The 14,898-nt window shown below is 50.7% G+C and carries 11 protein-coding genes; all 11 read right to left on the reverse strand.

What is annotated here, in order from left to right; all coding sequences use genetic code 11:
- Nucleotides 1-164: 164 nt before the first annotated feature.
- The 11 genes from cls to HMPREF9469_RS00975 all read right to left on the reverse strand — a co-directional run bounded on the left by cls (nt 165) and on the right by HMPREF9469_RS00975 (nt 14,871).
- Nucleotides 165-1,715, reverse strand: coding sequence for a cardiolipin synthase (cls, locus tag HMPREF9469_RS00925; protein ID WP_007858244.1), 1,551 nt, complete (start codon nt 1,713-1,715; stop codon nt 165-167).
- Nucleotides 1,716-1,817: 102 nt separating this feature from the next.
- A complete protein-coding gene (locus tag HMPREF9469_RS00930; RefSeq protein ID WP_007858246.1) occupies nt 1,818-2,243 on the reverse strand; it encodes an RrF2 family transcriptional regulator in 426 nt (141 codons plus the stop codon).
- Nucleotides 2,244-2,358: 115 nt separating this feature from the next.
- Nucleotides 2,359-4,047: a VanW family protein gene (locus HMPREF9469_RS00935; protein WP_007858248.1), complete on the reverse strand. Its 1,689-nt coding sequence runs from the start codon at nt 4,045-4,047 to the stop codon at nt 2,359-2,361.
- 4 nt (nt 4,048-4,051) lie between these two features.
- The gene (locus tag HMPREF9469_RS00940) at nt 4,052-5,473 is read right to left on the reverse strand and encodes a redoxin family protein (RefSeq protein ID WP_007858250.1); all 1,422 of its coding nucleotides are present in this window, start codon (nt 5,471-5,473) and stop codon (nt 4,052-4,054) included.
- A gap of 36 nt (nt 5,474-5,509) precedes the next feature.
- Nucleotides 5,510-6,886: an FAD-dependent oxidoreductase gene (locus HMPREF9469_RS00945; RefSeq protein ID WP_007858251.1), complete on the reverse strand. Its 1,377-nt coding sequence runs from the start codon at nt 6,884-6,886 to the stop codon at nt 5,510-5,512.
- A gap of 129 nt (nt 6,887-7,015) precedes the next feature.
- The gene (locus tag HMPREF9469_RS00950) at nt 7,016-8,680 is read right to left on the reverse strand and encodes a hypothetical protein (RefSeq protein ID WP_007858252.1); all 1,665 of its coding nucleotides are present in this window, start codon (nt 8,678-8,680) and stop codon (nt 7,016-7,018) included.
- 278 nt (nt 8,681-8,958) lie between these two features.
- Complete coding sequence (locus HMPREF9469_RS00955) at nt 8,959-10,062, reverse strand: DUF362 domain-containing protein (protein ID WP_007858253.1); 1,104 nt, start codon at nt 10,060-10,062, stop codon at nt 8,959-8,961.
- Between the two features lie 91 nt (nt 10,063-10,153).
- Nucleotides 10,154-10,810, reverse strand: a complete 657-nt coding sequence (locus HMPREF9469_RS00960) for an SdpI family protein (RefSeq protein ID WP_007858254.1) — start codon at nt 10,808-10,810, stop codon at nt 10,154-10,156.
- Entirely contained in the window at nt 10,794-11,078 is a 285-nt protein-coding gene (locus HMPREF9469_RS00965) for an autorepressor SdpR family transcription factor (protein WP_007858256.1), read from the reverse strand. The genes HMPREF9469_RS00960 and HMPREF9469_RS00965 overlap by 17 nt, the downstream gene beginning before the upstream one ends.
- A gap of 130 nt (nt 11,079-11,208) precedes the next feature.
- Nucleotides 11,209-13,137 (reverse strand): sensor domain-containing diguanylate cyclase, encoded by a 1,929-nt coding sequence (locus HMPREF9469_RS00970; protein ID WP_227883918.1) that lies wholly within the window; start codon nt 13,135-13,137, stop codon nt 11,209-11,211.
- Between the two features lie 258 nt (nt 13,138-13,395).
- Nucleotides 13,396-14,871 carry a PTS transporter subunit EIIC gene (locus HMPREF9469_RS00975; RefSeq protein ID WP_007858258.1) on the reverse strand — a complete coding sequence of 492 codons (1,476 nt, stop codon included), beginning with the start codon at nt 14,869-14,871 and terminating at the stop codon, nt 13,396-13,398.
- Nucleotides 14,872-14,898 lie beyond the last annotated feature (27 nt).

The raw sequence follows: 14,898 nt of genomic DNA on the forward strand, positions 1-14,898 counted from the left end.
TTAATACTCTCATACTCTACCATCATAATGTGTTCATTTTGTGATATATAATGGATATTTTTAGGTTCATTGTCTGATTTTTCTAAAATCCACAAATCAAAAAGGACATACCTCTATGATATGCCCTTTAAGGATCTTTTGGTCATATATGCTGCCTCTTTTCCCTACATAAGAGGCGCCACCAGACGCATGAGGCGTCCCAGCTTCTTTCCTCCCCAGCTGTAATTCTTACAGTTTTCCATAGTGATAAGGGCGCATGTTTTAAGGGTATCCTGATAGTCCTGCTCCACAGCCAGGACCACCGGGTTCCTGTAAATATAAGAAGCGCATTCAAAATGCAGGTACAGGCTTCTGAAATCCAGGTTAATGGTACCCACCACCGCCTTCTCGTCATCGCTGACAAATACCTTGGCATGGACAAACCCCGGCGTATATTCATAGATCTTGACTCCTGCCTCGATCAGCTCCGGATAATAGGTCCTGGCCAATAGGTAGGCATACTTCTTATCCGGGATATGGGGCATGATAATGGTCACGTCAATGCCTCTCTTGGCAGCATAACACAGGGCATTCTCCATCTCATCATCCAGGATCAGGTAGGGGGTCATGATATGGACATAGTTCTTGGCCTGGTTCAGTATATCCAGGTAGACGCGCTCTCCCACCTGCTCCCTGTCCATGGGACTGTCGCCGTAAGGAAGAACAAATCCTCCCCGGTCCCCTGCTCCTGCCACTTCAGTCCCCCTGGGAAGCACATAACGGCTGAAATCATCCTGCTGCCGTTCAGTCACATTCCACATCTGAAGGAACATCATGGTAAAACTTAAAACCGCATCACCCTTCAGCATAATGGCCGTGTCCTTCCAGTGGCCGAACCGTACCTTGCGGTTGATATACTCATCCGCCAGGTTCACGCCTCCGGTAAAGGCAGTGTGTCCATCGATCACAACGATCTTGCGGTGGTCCCGGTTATTCTGGTAAGTGGACAGGGTGGGCTTTATGGGTGAAAACATCTTACAGCGGATTCCCTTGGCCTCCAGCACTTTGGGATAATGATAGGGAAGCAGCATCAGGCAGCACATCCCGTCATACATGACGCGGACTTCCACCCCTTCCTTCACCTTTTCCTCCAGTATTTCCAGAATGCTGTCCCACATGTAGCCGCGCTCAACAATAAAATATTCCATAAAAATAAAGCGCTCCGCCTGCCTCAGTTCCCGTTTCAGCGCCTCAAACTTGTCCTCTCCCAGGGAAAAATATTCCACTGAGGTATTCTCATACACAGGATAACCTGCGCAGTCCTTCATATAGTCGATCAAATGGCTGCTTCGCAGGCTGGATCTCCTGATCTTCTCCTGCACTGACGGATCCTGCTTCAAATAGGGGGCCGTTGCCTTGATGGTGGTGCGAAGGCGCCTGGCCAGCAGCTTTGTCTGGAACTGCATCTGTACAAAGATATAGAGCAATACCCCAAACACGGGGATTACAAGAACGGGCACGATCCATGCCATCTTAAAGCTGGAATTAATGGGCTCGTTAAATATATAGATGATCACAACAGCACTGAGCAGGATGGACACAGCATATATGATGTGCACATAGTCCTCCAGCCACCGGAATACCCCAAACAGGATTCCCAGCTGTATGGCCATAAACAGGATCACAAATGCAGTCCTGCCAAAAATAATCCTGAACAATCCGCGCAGTTTTTTCATTTTGCATGCTCCTCTTTTGATTTTTGATTTTCCTATTATCTCATGCCTTGTTTTTAATTGCAACACGAAAAAAGGCGCTGCGGCCTGACTGGAAACATCCAATCAATTTGCAGCAGCCTTCCCGAATATCTTCTTATCCAGATCAGCTATGGTAACATGTGTCAGCCGTTCCCGGCAGCACTGGTCCAGATCATCATAGAGCCCATCCATCACTCCTGCCATACCGGAAGAGATCAGGCAGCTCATATGTGGATTCCCGCTTTTCCATGAAACGGTCACAAAGGGGGTTTCCAGGGCATCCGCCACCATGGTCAGATTGATCTCCCTGCTGTCCCGGTGAAACAGATACCCCCCGTCCACCCCTTCCTTTGTTTTTACTAAGTCGGCCTTTTTCAGCTTGGCCATGACTTTGCGGATTCTGGCCGGATTCGTACAGACATTCTCTGCCAGCCCTTCACTGGAATACACGGTTGCCTTATGATTCAGAAAGACCAGTGCATGTACTGCAATTGTAAATTCGCTTGTCACTGTATCATTACTCCCCTTTCGCTCTGGCCCGTGCCAGAGTTATTCTCTGTAAAATCATACCATTTTTTCTCAGAAAATGCACTGGTTTTGTCCGCGTTTTTTTAAATTCATGGGCCTACTGCCCCGGCGCTGCCAATTCCGGAGCAAAAGAGCCCTGGTTTTTCCCTCCCGGCGTTTCTGCAGCCGGCCCGCCTTCGGCCGGTCCGTCTGTGCCTGGTCCATTTCCGCCGGACCCATGCTCCGCCTGCCCTGCGCCATCCTGCAGGTTGTGAACTTTCTGGCCTGCGGTTCCCTGATCCTGGCTTTCCTGCCCCCTGGTCCCCTGGTCCTGGCTCACACTCCCCTGGACGGACTCCGGTGTATTCCCGTCTGAATGTTCCTGGCCCGCGTCTGAATGTTCCTGACCCGTACCTGTCTGTTCCTGACCCGTACCTGTCTGTTCCTGATCCATACCTGTCTGTTCCTGGTTCGCGCCCGGCTGGGCAGCCGAGTTTCGCTGGATCCTGGCCGGTTTGGCCTTATAGGTGCTGGTATGCAGTGCTGTCTCCTCCACAACCTTTCCGTTTTCCTTTAACTGGCGGTAGGTCTTCCAGACAGAACCCGGCTGGGCCTGTTCAATGACCTTTTCTTCTCCATATGCCAGCTCAGGATTCTCCTCATAGATTGGTTCCGGCGGCTCTACGTCCCTGACCTTTTCGGACCGGAGTGAGACATCCTTTCCGTTCTCCAGCACCGGAAGTCCCACAATGGAAAGCTTCAGCTGGTTGCCGCTAAAGGAGGCCCTGAGTCCCACAGAGGCATCCCCTGTGTTCACAAACCGCAGATCCGGTCCCGCATAGCCGTCAAAACTGACCATGGCATCCTGCCCCTTTTCAATATAGCTGGGGGCAAAACTGTGAAAATTCCGTTCCGTTGTCTTAAATCCCGAATTAATGATGGCATGGTACAGTGTGGTGGAAACCTGGCAGACGCCTCCGCCCGGTTCCTCGATCAGCACGCCGTTCCTGTACGCGCCTGCGGGCTGGTACCCCTTGTCACTGGTCCGGTTGCCGGTGGTCATGTTAAATGAAAACTCCTGTCCGGGTTTCAGTATCATCCCGTCAATGGCCTCGGCCGCCAGGCGTATATTCTGGTTCCTGTTCTTATTGTTTGTGGTGGTTGTGGCAAATGTGCCGATCACCTTGTACTGCTCCTTGGCCTGCGCCCGTGTCCTTTTTGGGGCAACTGTCTGAAAGACCGCCTGGACCTGGGTCTGCAAAAGGGGTCCCTCCACGGCTTTCATCAGGTCCCTGACCAGCTGGTCCTGGTCCAGGGCACGGCCGTTTGATTCTTCCGAATACCCGTAGGAACCCGTTGTCTTGTCAAATGATTCCATCTGTGAATCCACCGGCTGACGGTCCCATTTTTCTGCAATCTCAGCTGCCTTTTTTGTAAGCTCAGCCTTTATGGCATGGGTATCCGGATCCTCTGCCCATTGGGCGGGGACTTCTATTTCCACCACGTCCTTTACATCCACTACCTGAATGCTCCGGGATTCCCTTTTCGTTTGTTCCTGGTCCTCACGGCCTTCCTTTTTGGACTGCGGGGCCGGACCGGCCGTATCAGGGCTTTCTGCATCAGGACTGGAGCCGGAGGTTTCCAGGCTTACCTGGACGCCCTCTGCCTCATGCCCCCTGACCGACCTGAGTTCCATCACGCCGTATATCACGGCGGCAGCTGCCAGAGCTGACAATAACCATATCCTGCCCCACATATATCCATTTTTTCTGTAATGGTATCTCCTTCTGGCCCTGCCTTTTCTCATTGTTCTATCTCCGCTTTCCTTCCATTGTCTGTTTAATGATATTTTCCATCATATCTTCATTCAGCTGCCCGCTGGCATATCCGAATACATTTCCATCCCTGTCGATCATGAACGTGGTGGGGTAGGAAAACACGCCGTAGGACATGAACACATCACCTGTGGTATCCATAAGCACAGGATAGGTATATCCGTTCTCATCCAGGAATTCCTTGATTCCTTCTTCTGATTTCTCGCCGCCTATATTAGGACTGGCCACGCCCAGGATAATAAGGGCGTCATCGCCTTCCGTATCATATGTCTCGTACAGTTTCTGGATATCAGGCATCTCGGCCCTGCAGGGAGGACACCATGTGGCCCAGAAATTCAGGAACACGGTCTTCCCCTTATAATCCGACAATGTATGTGTGTTGCCATACTGGTCCGTAAGGGTAAAATCCACTGCCGGAGGATTGGCTGTATCCCCTGGGCTTTCACTTTCCTGTCCAACTGCGTCCGCCTGGCCTTCCGTCTGCGCAGACGGGCCGCCTGACTGGGTTTTGTCACCGCCATCCGTGTCCCCGGACTCCTCTGAAGGCTGGCCGGCATCCGCTGCAGGAGCCGCGGGGTCTTCGCCCGGTTCATTTCCCTGCCCTGACGGGCTGCTTTCATTGCCGTTCTCCCCGGCAGTCTGACCAGCCTCAGTGCCAAAGGGCGCCTGGAACTGGGAAAGATAACCGGTCACTGCATTCATTCTTCCGGTAAACATGAGAACACCCATAAATACCATCAGGATCCCGCCGATCTTTACCGTGTATTTCACCACATTCACATGAGTCTTAAAAAATTCCAAAAGGGACGTGGTAAACAGCCCCACTGCCAGGAACGGCAGCACGAAGCCCAATGTATAGACGCCGATCAGTCCAAAGGCCATTGCCTTGGTGCTGGCCGATGCGGCCATGAGCAGGACGCTTGCCAGGGCAGGACCTACGCAGGGCGTCCAGGCAAAGCTGAACGTAAATCCCATGATCAGCGCGGTTACCGGGGACATGGCCAGGGTATCCAGCTTAAAGGGAAGCCTGCGCTCCTTGCCAAGCACCTGGGAGGTGCCGAAAAATCCCAGCTGATAAAACCCAAAGAGCACCACGAGGATCCCACCGATCCTGGCAAACATGGTCTGGTTTGTCTTAAAAAAGTTTCCCATTGCCGAGAATCCGAACCCCAGCAGGAAAAACGCAAAGCTTACCCCAACCACAAAGCAGATGGTATGAAGCATAACCTTTCCCCGCTCATAGTGAATCCGTCCGTCCTCTCCCCGTTTTCCGGTTCCTCCTGACAAATACCCTATGTAAAGGGGCAGCAGGGGCAGCACGCAGGGCGAGAAAAAGCTGACCAGCCCTTGAAGAAAAACGGTCATAACAGGTACGCTTACATCTAATGAAAATCCCATATAGTACTCTCCTTATTCATTGCTTATTATATATGATCAGACTGCAAACAGGTCATTAAAAGCCTCGCTCATGGTGGGATGGGTATAGATCGCATCCCGGAGAACGGTGTAGCTTACCTTTGCATCCATGGCCAGTTTTATCATGTTTATCATCTCGTAGGACTCTTCACAGAACAGATGGGCTCCCAGGATCAACCCCGTCTCCTCATCGATCACTGCTTTTAACAGTCCTGCCGGCTGCTCCAGCACCTGGGCCTTTGGAATGGCTGCCGCCGCAAGCCTGGCTGTCTTTACCCTATACCCGGCCTTTACGGCCTCCTTCTCACTGAGTCCCACCCTTGAAAACGGCGGATCCAGGAACACGCTGTAAGGGACAGCCCCCCGTTTTTTCAGATCATAGCTTCCATCTCCCAGGACAGCGGATCTTACGATCCTGAAATCATCCAGTGAAATGTATGTAAACTGGAGTCCTCCCCGCACATCCCCCATTGCATAGATATGGGGCGCTGTGGTGGCAAGGGTGTCATCTGTAATGATGCCTCCCCTGGCATCCGTCTTTACACCGGCCGCTTCCAGGTTAAGACCCTTCGTGTTGGGTCTGCGTCCTGTGGCAACCAGGACCGCATCTGCCTGAAGCCTGCGTTCACCTTCCCTGGTGTCTATGACCACAACGGCCCCGTCTTCCTCCTGCTCCGCTGCCTTTACCTTTACTCCGGCCAGGACACGGATCCCCCTGTTCTCAAGGGAAGCTTTTACCGCTGCAGCGATCTCCTCATCCTCCCTTGGGAGAAAAACATCTCCATCCTGAAGTATGGTCACTTTTGAGCCAAAATTTGCATAAATGGAAGAAAATTCTACGCCAATATATCCGCCGCCAATGATCACCAGTTTTTCAGGCAGCTCCCTGCGGCTTAGCAGCCCCTCGCTGGTATAAACATAAGGGTTATCCTTCAGGCCTTCAACGGGAGGGATAAATGCCTGGGATCCCGTATTAATGAATATCATTTCCCCTTCCACCTGGAACACATCCTCATTGTGCGCCACCTCCACAATATGCGGGGATACAAACCTTGCATTCCCGTCAATAACCGTAATATTAGGGTTGCTGTCCAGCTTCTGGTAGTTTTTCCCTCTCAGTCTTCCGGTCAGATCCTCCTTCTGCTCCATGGCCTCCCTGTACGCGGCGGACCTTTCTTCAAATGTTTTCCCGGCTGCTGCGGCCAGTCCGGCGCGATAGACTAGTGATTTGGTAGGAATACAACCCACATTAATACAGGTCCCCCCATACATCATAGAAGAACGCTCAATCAGGGCAACGGTTTTGCCGGCCGCCCCCAGGGCCCCGGCCATGGTCTTGCCGCCCTTGCCAAAACCGATTATAACTGCATCATACTTTTTAAGATTCTCCTTCATGCTGCTTCTCCTTTTTTATTTGTAATCGAGTTTGTTACAGTTCTTACTGTAACTATACATGATACAGTTATATTTGTCAAGCATTATATCAAAATAATTTCACGGGCCGCTTTCATAAATGGGGCCGCTTTATTCAGCGGCCACCTGTACCGGCACCATAAATTCCTGATGCCAATTATAATACACTCCTTTTAACCCCAGCTGGACCTGGGTATCCCCTTTGCTGTAGCACAGGTTATATCCCAAGGGTTTTTCATGGTTTTCTATCCTCTCCTCATCCTTATACACAGGTTTTGCAAGCACCGGATAGGGAGCGCGGATATCCTCTTCCATCAGGGCGTACAGTCCGCTAAACTCCTTTCCATCATCATTCATCTCAATCTCAGTTTCCACGTATACAGCAGGCCTTGTCTCATCCACCCCGTTTATATTTCCGTAATAAACTGGCGAATCTGTCCTGCGGGCGCTGACCACCTTCACAGTACACTCATCCAGGCTGAATGTCTGATCCACCTCTGTTTTCTCCTCGGGAATGGGAATGGTCAGCCATTGGATCTCCTTTTGATATGCCATATTCACACGGTCAAATTTCAGCCATATCTCCCCGCCTCCGGCCTCCGGGTCCAACTCATATGTTATGATCTGGCCCTGCTTTCCGTCAGGTATGCCCTGTAACCCCATCTGGGCATTTAGTGAATGATCGAATTCCGTTTCCCTAAGATGGCCGGTTCCCTTTTGGTCCCCCTTGCAGAAGCTCAGCTCCGCAATAACAGGCTGCATGACGTATCCTTCCTTGGGATAGGTGTAATAGGCGGCCTGGAAACCGTCCTCCGTCCATTTTCCCGTTGCATAGATCCCCATGCCCTGGTGAAACACCATGCCCGGTATCTCCTCCGCACTGGGATATTCATGGGCTTTTACAAAGGAAAATAAGAATCCTTCTGAAAAGCCGGGAATGTGGAGTTCATAGATTCCATCCGGCTCCGGAATGGTAAGCTCCATCTGATCCACATAATAGTCCCAGTAGGTGGCGGCATATCCCTTGGTTAGATACTCTTCATATCTGGAGTTTCGCTGGTGCCTTCTTGCTGAAATGGATCCCCCAGGAACCCCCGGCCCCTGGATGGAATCTATAAAATGCTCGCCCGGCAGCCCGTTCTTTGTTTTCCTGAATCCCGTTCTCTCCTCAAAGGAGCTCCGCCCGTAGATCCCCTTCTCATGGTCCAGTTCAAAGTAGCTGTTATCCCATTGAGGATATTTCCCTTCCTCCTGAAGCTTCATGTTTTCCTCTTCTTTTTTCAGGAGTTCCTCAACCTCGTCCTCCGGTATGACGGTAATGGAATGATCCTCCACCTTTACCCGGTAGATCCATATCCCGTTCTGGTATGCCACTGACTGAAGCCATGCCTTGGCTCCCTCTGTCTCTATAGGCGGGGGCGGGGACTCCATGGTGTAAACGGGCGGCTGTCCGGGAGCGCAGATTCCAAACCCTTCCGCAAACTGGACGCCCTGGACCGGTCCGGATGAAGAACCCTCCTCCCTCCCGTCCGGGACGCCTCCCTCTTCCCCGTCCGGATCGCTGCCTTCCGTTCCATCCAAGAAACCGGCATCAGTCCCCTCCGATCCCCTGTCCGGGGACACTCTTTCCATGGGGGACCTGCTGCCGCTATGGGACCCGCAGGAAACCAGGAAAGCCGCCAGGACGAACGCCCACACGCACAGAAACCACGTTCTAAGCATGCTCCTTTTTCCAATGGACCTTTGTTCCCTTACCATCTTTTGTTCATCACTCATAGGTTTTATCCTCCGTTTACAGGTTGGTCTCCCCATACCAGAGTGTGTTTGAAAAATGCTTTCCGGCAGACGTGCAGATAACGGGATTGAATTTTCAAACAGCCTCAGGCAGACTCTGACTTTATTTTATCAGATAATCCACTTACAGACTTTACATAAACCTTAATTCTACATAAAAATATCCGAACCATATCTGTATCAATGCCGCGCTTCTTTGAGCTAACCGGCCGATACGGACAGGATTCGGATTTGTAATAGGATTGACCAGGAACAATGGATCAGATCGTGATCAGATTATATTCCCTGTTTCCAAGCCCCAGCTTGACCGCGTGGTCAATGCAGGTCTCCCAGTTGGTGTCCGGATGGGTGTCTGTGAAATGGTCGTGATGGGTATGTTCCTTCTCCGCCAGGTAACTCCCGGCAAGCACCGGCTGACGGTTTACCGCATCCGCACAGGCCACATCCAGGGCCACCGGGTCAAAGGACGCAAACATACCCACATTGGGTACAATGGGCGTGTCATTTTCCCCATGGCAGTCGCAGAACGGGGATACATCCACCACCAGGCTCACATGGAAATTGGGACGGTCCTTTAATACAGCCAGGGAATACTCGGCAATCTTCATGTTCAGGATGTCATTGGCCTCATCGCCCATAGTGCACACGGCATCCACCGGACATGCGCCGATACAGCGGCCGCAGCCCACACATTTGCCCGTGTCAATGGACGCCTTGCGGTTTTCAATGGAGATAGCCCCATGGGCACAGTTCTTCTTACATGAGCCGCAGCCAATACATGTTATTGTATGTACATATGGCTTTCCTGCATTGTGCATCTCCATCTTGCCGGCCCTGGAACCGCAGCCCATGCCCAGATTCTTTAAGGCACCGCCGAACCCGGTCGCCTCATGGCCCTTAAAATGGGTCAAGGAGATCACAATATCAGCATCCATGATGGCACGGCCTATTTTGGCCTCCTTTACATAGTCGCCGTCTATGGGAACCAGGGCCTCATCCGTGCCCTTCAGTCCATCGGCAATGATCACATGACATCCTGTGGTAAAGGGATTATATCCGTTCTCATAAGCAGCGTCCAGATGGTCCAGGGCATTCTTCCTGCGCCCCACATACAATGTGTTGCAGTCTGTAAGAAATACCCTGCCGTTAGCCGAACGGATCAAATCCACCAGCACTTTTGAATAATTGGGGCGAAGGTAAGCCAGGTTTCCCGGTTCGCCGAAATGGATCTTTATGGCCGTATACTTATTGCTGAAATCAATATCCATCATACCGGCCTTCTTAACCAGCCTCTCCAGCTTCTGCAGGAGATTTTCCTGTAATGTGGTTCTCATATTTGTGTAATAGACATTTGAAACTGCCATGATATCCTCCTTTGGAATCGTTATTGGATTATTATACTTCATAGCTTCCATATATTCAAGGGCAAGGCAGAACAGAGTTCAGGGCCAGGACTCAGGATTGTTTCATTTTCTTCCGGTAGATCCAATAGGAATACACACTGGGTATCAGTACCATTGCCATAAACACCACAAAATACAGGGATGCAAGATTAAAAAACCCCATAACGATCATCAGGATCCCTCCCGCGGTCCATATATATCCCGCCAGCCTGTGTGTCCGTGTCCAGTTATCCTCATCCGCCAGGGTCCAGGGAAGTTTGATTCCCATGGTATAGTTTTGCCTGCACTTGGGGAGGTAATTGCCCATTACCACAAACAGGGCGGCGATGGGAACGCTCACCACGGTCCCCACATTCATGGACATGCCCACACCGGACAATATGATGACCAGCTGCATCGCCACTGCGAGGAGTACGATAAACCAGCGCATCACCTGTCCCAGTTCCCTGGAATGCCTGATATTCTCCCTCTTGGGGTCAATGACATACATGACATTGATAAATATGGTCATCAGCAGCATAAATGCCGGTATGCCGAATGCTGCCATGTTGCGGCTGGAATAACCGTTGATCTGATTATCCGCCCCCCAGTGGGTGGGCACCTGCTCAGGAAGGCGGCTGTAGAATACAAGGGATATCACAAAAGGTACCAGGGTCAGCCCCCAATAAAGAAAATCCCAAAACGTCAGCTTTCTATTGATCTTTCTCATGATGTTGTTCCTCCATTAATGTCTGAAGCCAGGAAAGCACTTCCTGGAATACGGTGGTGTTCAGCTCGTAGTAAATATATTTTCCTGATTTGCGGTCCTCAATCAAACCAGCCTGTCTGAGAATGTTCAGGTGATGGGAAATCGTGGCCCCTGTGGTGTCAAAATGTTCCACGATCTGGCCGGCCGTCATGCTGCCCTGTCTCAGCAGGGACAAAATCTCCCGGCGCGTGGGGTCTGACAAAGCCTTAAAGGTATCGCCAAAGGGCATGATCTGATCCTCCTTTCAATTTTGAGGAAATGATGTTAACTTATTCCGGGATCTGTGACACCAAATAAAAAATACATTTAGACATATATCTAAACGTCTAAATGTATTCTACCAAATCATGGTTTATGTGTCAACTGTAAATAACTGGTTCTCCGCCTCCATGGGCCGATGCTGCCTTAAATGTCTTCTTTGCATCATACATGGCCTCATCCGCTTGTTTCAGCAGAACAGCCGTATCACAGCCGTCTTCGGGGTAGAACACATATCCGGCAGAGAAATGGACCGGGATTCTCTCCTTGGTGCCAAGCTCCACTCCGGCCTCCTCCATATCCCTCATCATCTTCCTAACAGGAACCATCAGTTCTTCCCTGGATCCGGCCCCATAGAGGAACATGGCAAACTCATCCCCGCTGAGCCGGGCAGTTACACACTTTTCCCAGGCGCAGGATATGAGGATCCTGCCAATAGCAGCCAGATACCGGTCTCCGTTCTGGTGGCCGTACTGGTCATTGACCTGTTTCAGATTATCTGCATCCGCCATCAGCATAAGCCCATGTCCCAAAGGTTCACTGCCGGACAAAAGAGCCTCCGTCTGCCGGTAGAACGCCCGCCTGCTGTAAAGCCCTGTGAGCAGATCCACGTCACGTTCCTGTTCAATCCGTTTTTTCTCCCGGATATCATCCGTTACATCCATGATCATCCCCAGGGTACTGTGCCCTCTCGCAAATGTCTCCAGCCTGATATAACGGACCTCCTCCCCTTCCATGCGGTAAACTCCGTTTTCACCTTCCACCGGATGCTTTTTCACCTGTTCCAGGGCTGCCTCAAACAGAGTATAATCAGAAAACAGGGTTTCTGCCTCCGACCTGCCGATCATGAGGATTTCCGCCAGCCGGTTGGTTGCCATGACCCTTCTCATGTCGCAGTTATATTCATACACTCCCAGAGGCGCCTTACTCATCTCCAGGATCTGGGATATCTTGTTGGTGGTATCCAGAAGGCTTTCCACCATCTGGTTGATCTGGAAACTGAGTTCACCAAACTCCGGCGTACTGTCCACCTCCACCCTTGTATCCAGGTTTCCCCGGGTGATCCTTTCCAGTTTTTCATGGATGGAGGAAATCCCGTCCACAATATACCTGTCTATGTAAGCAGAGATACAGATGATCATGATCAGCGAAATGCAGGTCAGATAAAACGCAAGCAGCAGCGTGCTCCTGTTCAGTTCACCATACAGGGCTGCCGTTGACTTTGTAATGCCCAGGATCACGGAACCGCTGGTTTCAAAAACGCCGTAGCTGTCTTCCTGGTTGATCATCAGCCTGATCCCCCGTCCCCTCACACCCAGATGCCCCGGCTCGATTCCAATGTCCTGGATCTGTCTGTTTACAAGGCCGTCATCCGTGGATCCAAGGATCAGGCCGCTGTCAGGATCAATGGCATAGATGGTCTCATCCTTTTCTGAGGTGACCAGGGAAAAGATATAGGATAGCTCCGTCTTTTTCATGGCTTCCAGGACCGTGGTGGGCTCCAGCCCCACCTGGACGATCCCTTTGTGGTCCCGGCTCCACACAGCGGCATACTGCATCAGCTTCTGCTCCGCCGTATTAGGTGTTATCTCCTGGCACAGCCGAAGATCATAATCCTTAAGCATGGGCAGGAAAAACCGCATCTGCTCCCCTGAATTAAAATTCAGCCCGTAATACCTGGGTTCGGAACCGGCATACAGATTCCCCTCCGTGTCAAACAGATGGACCTCATCCACCTGGAGCATGCCTGCAATCCGCTGTATTTCCTGCTGATTCCCCACAATATCCGGTTTTCCCTGTATCATATATGAGATGGCTTCCGCGCTCATGAAGCACTGTTCCATCAGACTCTCTTTCGCCTTCTGTGTCTCCTTCTCATTCTGGTTCAAAATCTGCCCGATCTGCCAGAATTTATTCTGGGAATTGCGGTACATACCGCTCTGGGCATTATGGATCAGCTGGAAATAATTTACAAACAATGATATAAGCATGGCGGTCAGTATTACAATACACAGACGTTTCCGGATCATTTGCTTCACTGCTGTCTGCCCTCCCCAATTGTTTCGTGTACTCCGGGAGTCTCCGAGGGTACACTTTATGTGCTCTGTATCATAGAATAACACATTTTTAGGAGGGGGACAAGAAATTTGCATTTCTCCGTCACACGAAAAAACACTATCCCAGTTTATTCAAATCCGCCATATAAGGAACGTATACCCGTCACACAGAAAAGAGGACGGCCTCAGCCGTCCCCCTGTCCGGAAACTTTTTATGATAACGTTTCTCTGTTACTTCATCAGCTTCTTAAACTCATCTGCCACAAACTGTACCTGCGTACCCACGATCACCTGTACGCTGGTCTTGCTTGGGCGGATAACTCCGGCAATACCGGCGGATTTGATCTTTTTCTCATCCACCTGTGTGTAATCCTTGATCTCCAGCCTCAGCCTGGTAATACAGTTATCCACACTTGTAACATTTTCTTTGCCGCCAAGACCTTCCAGAACAATTTTGGCCACCTGTGTGTAGTCATTATTGGCAAGCTTTACAACTGTCTCATCCAGATCGTCATCCTCCTCACGGCCCGGGGTCTTTAAGTTAAACTTCGTAATCATAAAGCGGAATACCACATAGAATACGATAAAAGCAGCAATTCCTAACGGAATGATCAACCAGGTTTTCGCAGCAGCCGGAAGCGATGCTGAGAACAGAAGATCGGTTGCGCCTGCTGAAAATGAAAAGCCGGCACGGAAGCCAAGCAGCACGGTGATGTAGGTGAAAATGCCGTACAGTACAGCATATACCACATACAATACAGGTGCAAGGAACATAAATCCAAATTCAAATGGTTCTGTTACGCCGCAGATAAATGCACAGAGAGCTGCGGAAGCCACAAGGCCGATAGCGATTTTCTTTTTATTATCTTTTGCACAGTGAACAATCGCCAATGCGGCGCCTGGAACACCGAACATCATACATGGGAAGAATCCTGACATATACATGCCCAGGCTCCAGCTTACGTTAGCAGACGTATCCCCAGCCCAGAAATGGGACAAATCGCCAAGGCCAATGGTATCAAACCAGAATACATTGTTTAAGGCGTGATGTAAGCCGAACGGAATCAGCAAACGGTTTAAGAATGCATAGATACCCGCGCCTACTGCTCCCATTTTTGCGATTGACTGTCCCAAAGTGGTAAGCCCGCCGAAAACGATTGGCCATACAAACAACAAAATTGCAGCTGCGATGACGGAAAACAGAGCCGTAACAATTGCAACGCAACGCTTGCCTGAAAAGAACGCCAGCCAGTCCGGCAGCCTTGTATTCTTAAACTTATTGTAGCAGGTAGCGCCGATCACACCGGCAATGATACCAATCAAGGCGTTCTGGATCTTAGCGAAAGCCATACCCTGAATGCTGTCCGGTGCAATACCGGCCAATGTCTGAACAACTCCCGGTGAGAGCAGGTGGGTAATCATCAGCCAGGATACAAGACCGGCCAGACCCGCTGTACCGTCATGGTCATCCGACATGCCGACCGCTACGCCTACTGCAAACAAAAGCGCGATAATTGCGCCATCAATCAAAGCCAGCGCTGCCTGCGTCAGAAAATATCCAATCATCGGGATTGCGCCTGTAATCTCACCGCCCTGCATAACAGCCGGGCAGAGCCAGTAACCAATACCGGACAGAATGCCTGCAACCGGTAATACGGCAACTGGAAGCATTAAAGATTTACCTAGTTTCTGTAGCCATTTCATCATAACATAAATCCCCTTTCTTATTTTGAG

Source organism: [Clostridium] citroniae WAL-17108, assembly GCF_000233455.1.
GTDB lineage: Bacteria > Bacillota > Clostridia > Lachnospirales > Lachnospiraceae > Enterocloster > Enterocloster citroniae.

Coding starts and splice junctions, on each gene's coding strand:
- HMPREF9469_RS00975 (WP_007858258.1), bottom strand. CDS start 14,871: ATGATGAAATGGCTACAGAAACTAGGTAAATCTTTAATGCTTCCAGTT.
- HMPREF9469_RS00970 (WP_227883918.1), bottom strand. CDS start 13,137: ATGATCCGGAAACGTCTGTGTATTGTAATACTGACCGCCATGCTTATA.
- HMPREF9469_RS00935 (WP_007858248.1), bottom strand. CDS start 4,047: ATGAGAAAAGGCAGGGCCAGAAGGAGATACCATTACAGAAAAAATGGA.
- HMPREF9469_RS00955 (WP_007858253.1), bottom strand. CDS start 10,062: ATGGCAGTTTCAAATGTCTATTACACAAATATGAGAACCACATTACAG.
- HMPREF9469_RS00945 (WP_007858251.1), bottom strand. CDS start 6,886: ATGAAGGAGAATCTTAAAAAGTATGATGCAGTTATAATCGGTTTTGGC.
- HMPREF9469_RS00960 (WP_007858254.1), bottom strand. CDS start 10,810: ATGAGAAAGATCAATAGAAAGCTGACGTTTTGGGATTTTCTTTATTGG.
- HMPREF9469_RS00940 (WP_007858250.1), bottom strand. CDS start 5,473: ATGGGATTTTCATTAGATGTAAGCGTACCTGTTATGACCGTTTTTCTT.
- HMPREF9469_RS00950 (WP_007858252.1), bottom strand. CDS start 8,680: ATGAGTGATGAACAAAAGATGGTAAGGGAACAAAGGTCCATTGGAAAA.
- HMPREF9469_RS00965 (WP_007858256.1), bottom strand. CDS start 11,078: ATGCCCTTTGGCGATACCTTTAAGGCTTTGTCAGACCCCACGCGCCGG.
- cls (WP_007858244.1), bottom strand. CDS start 1,715: ATGAAAAAACTGCGCGGATTGTTCAGGATTATTTTTGGCAGGACTGCA.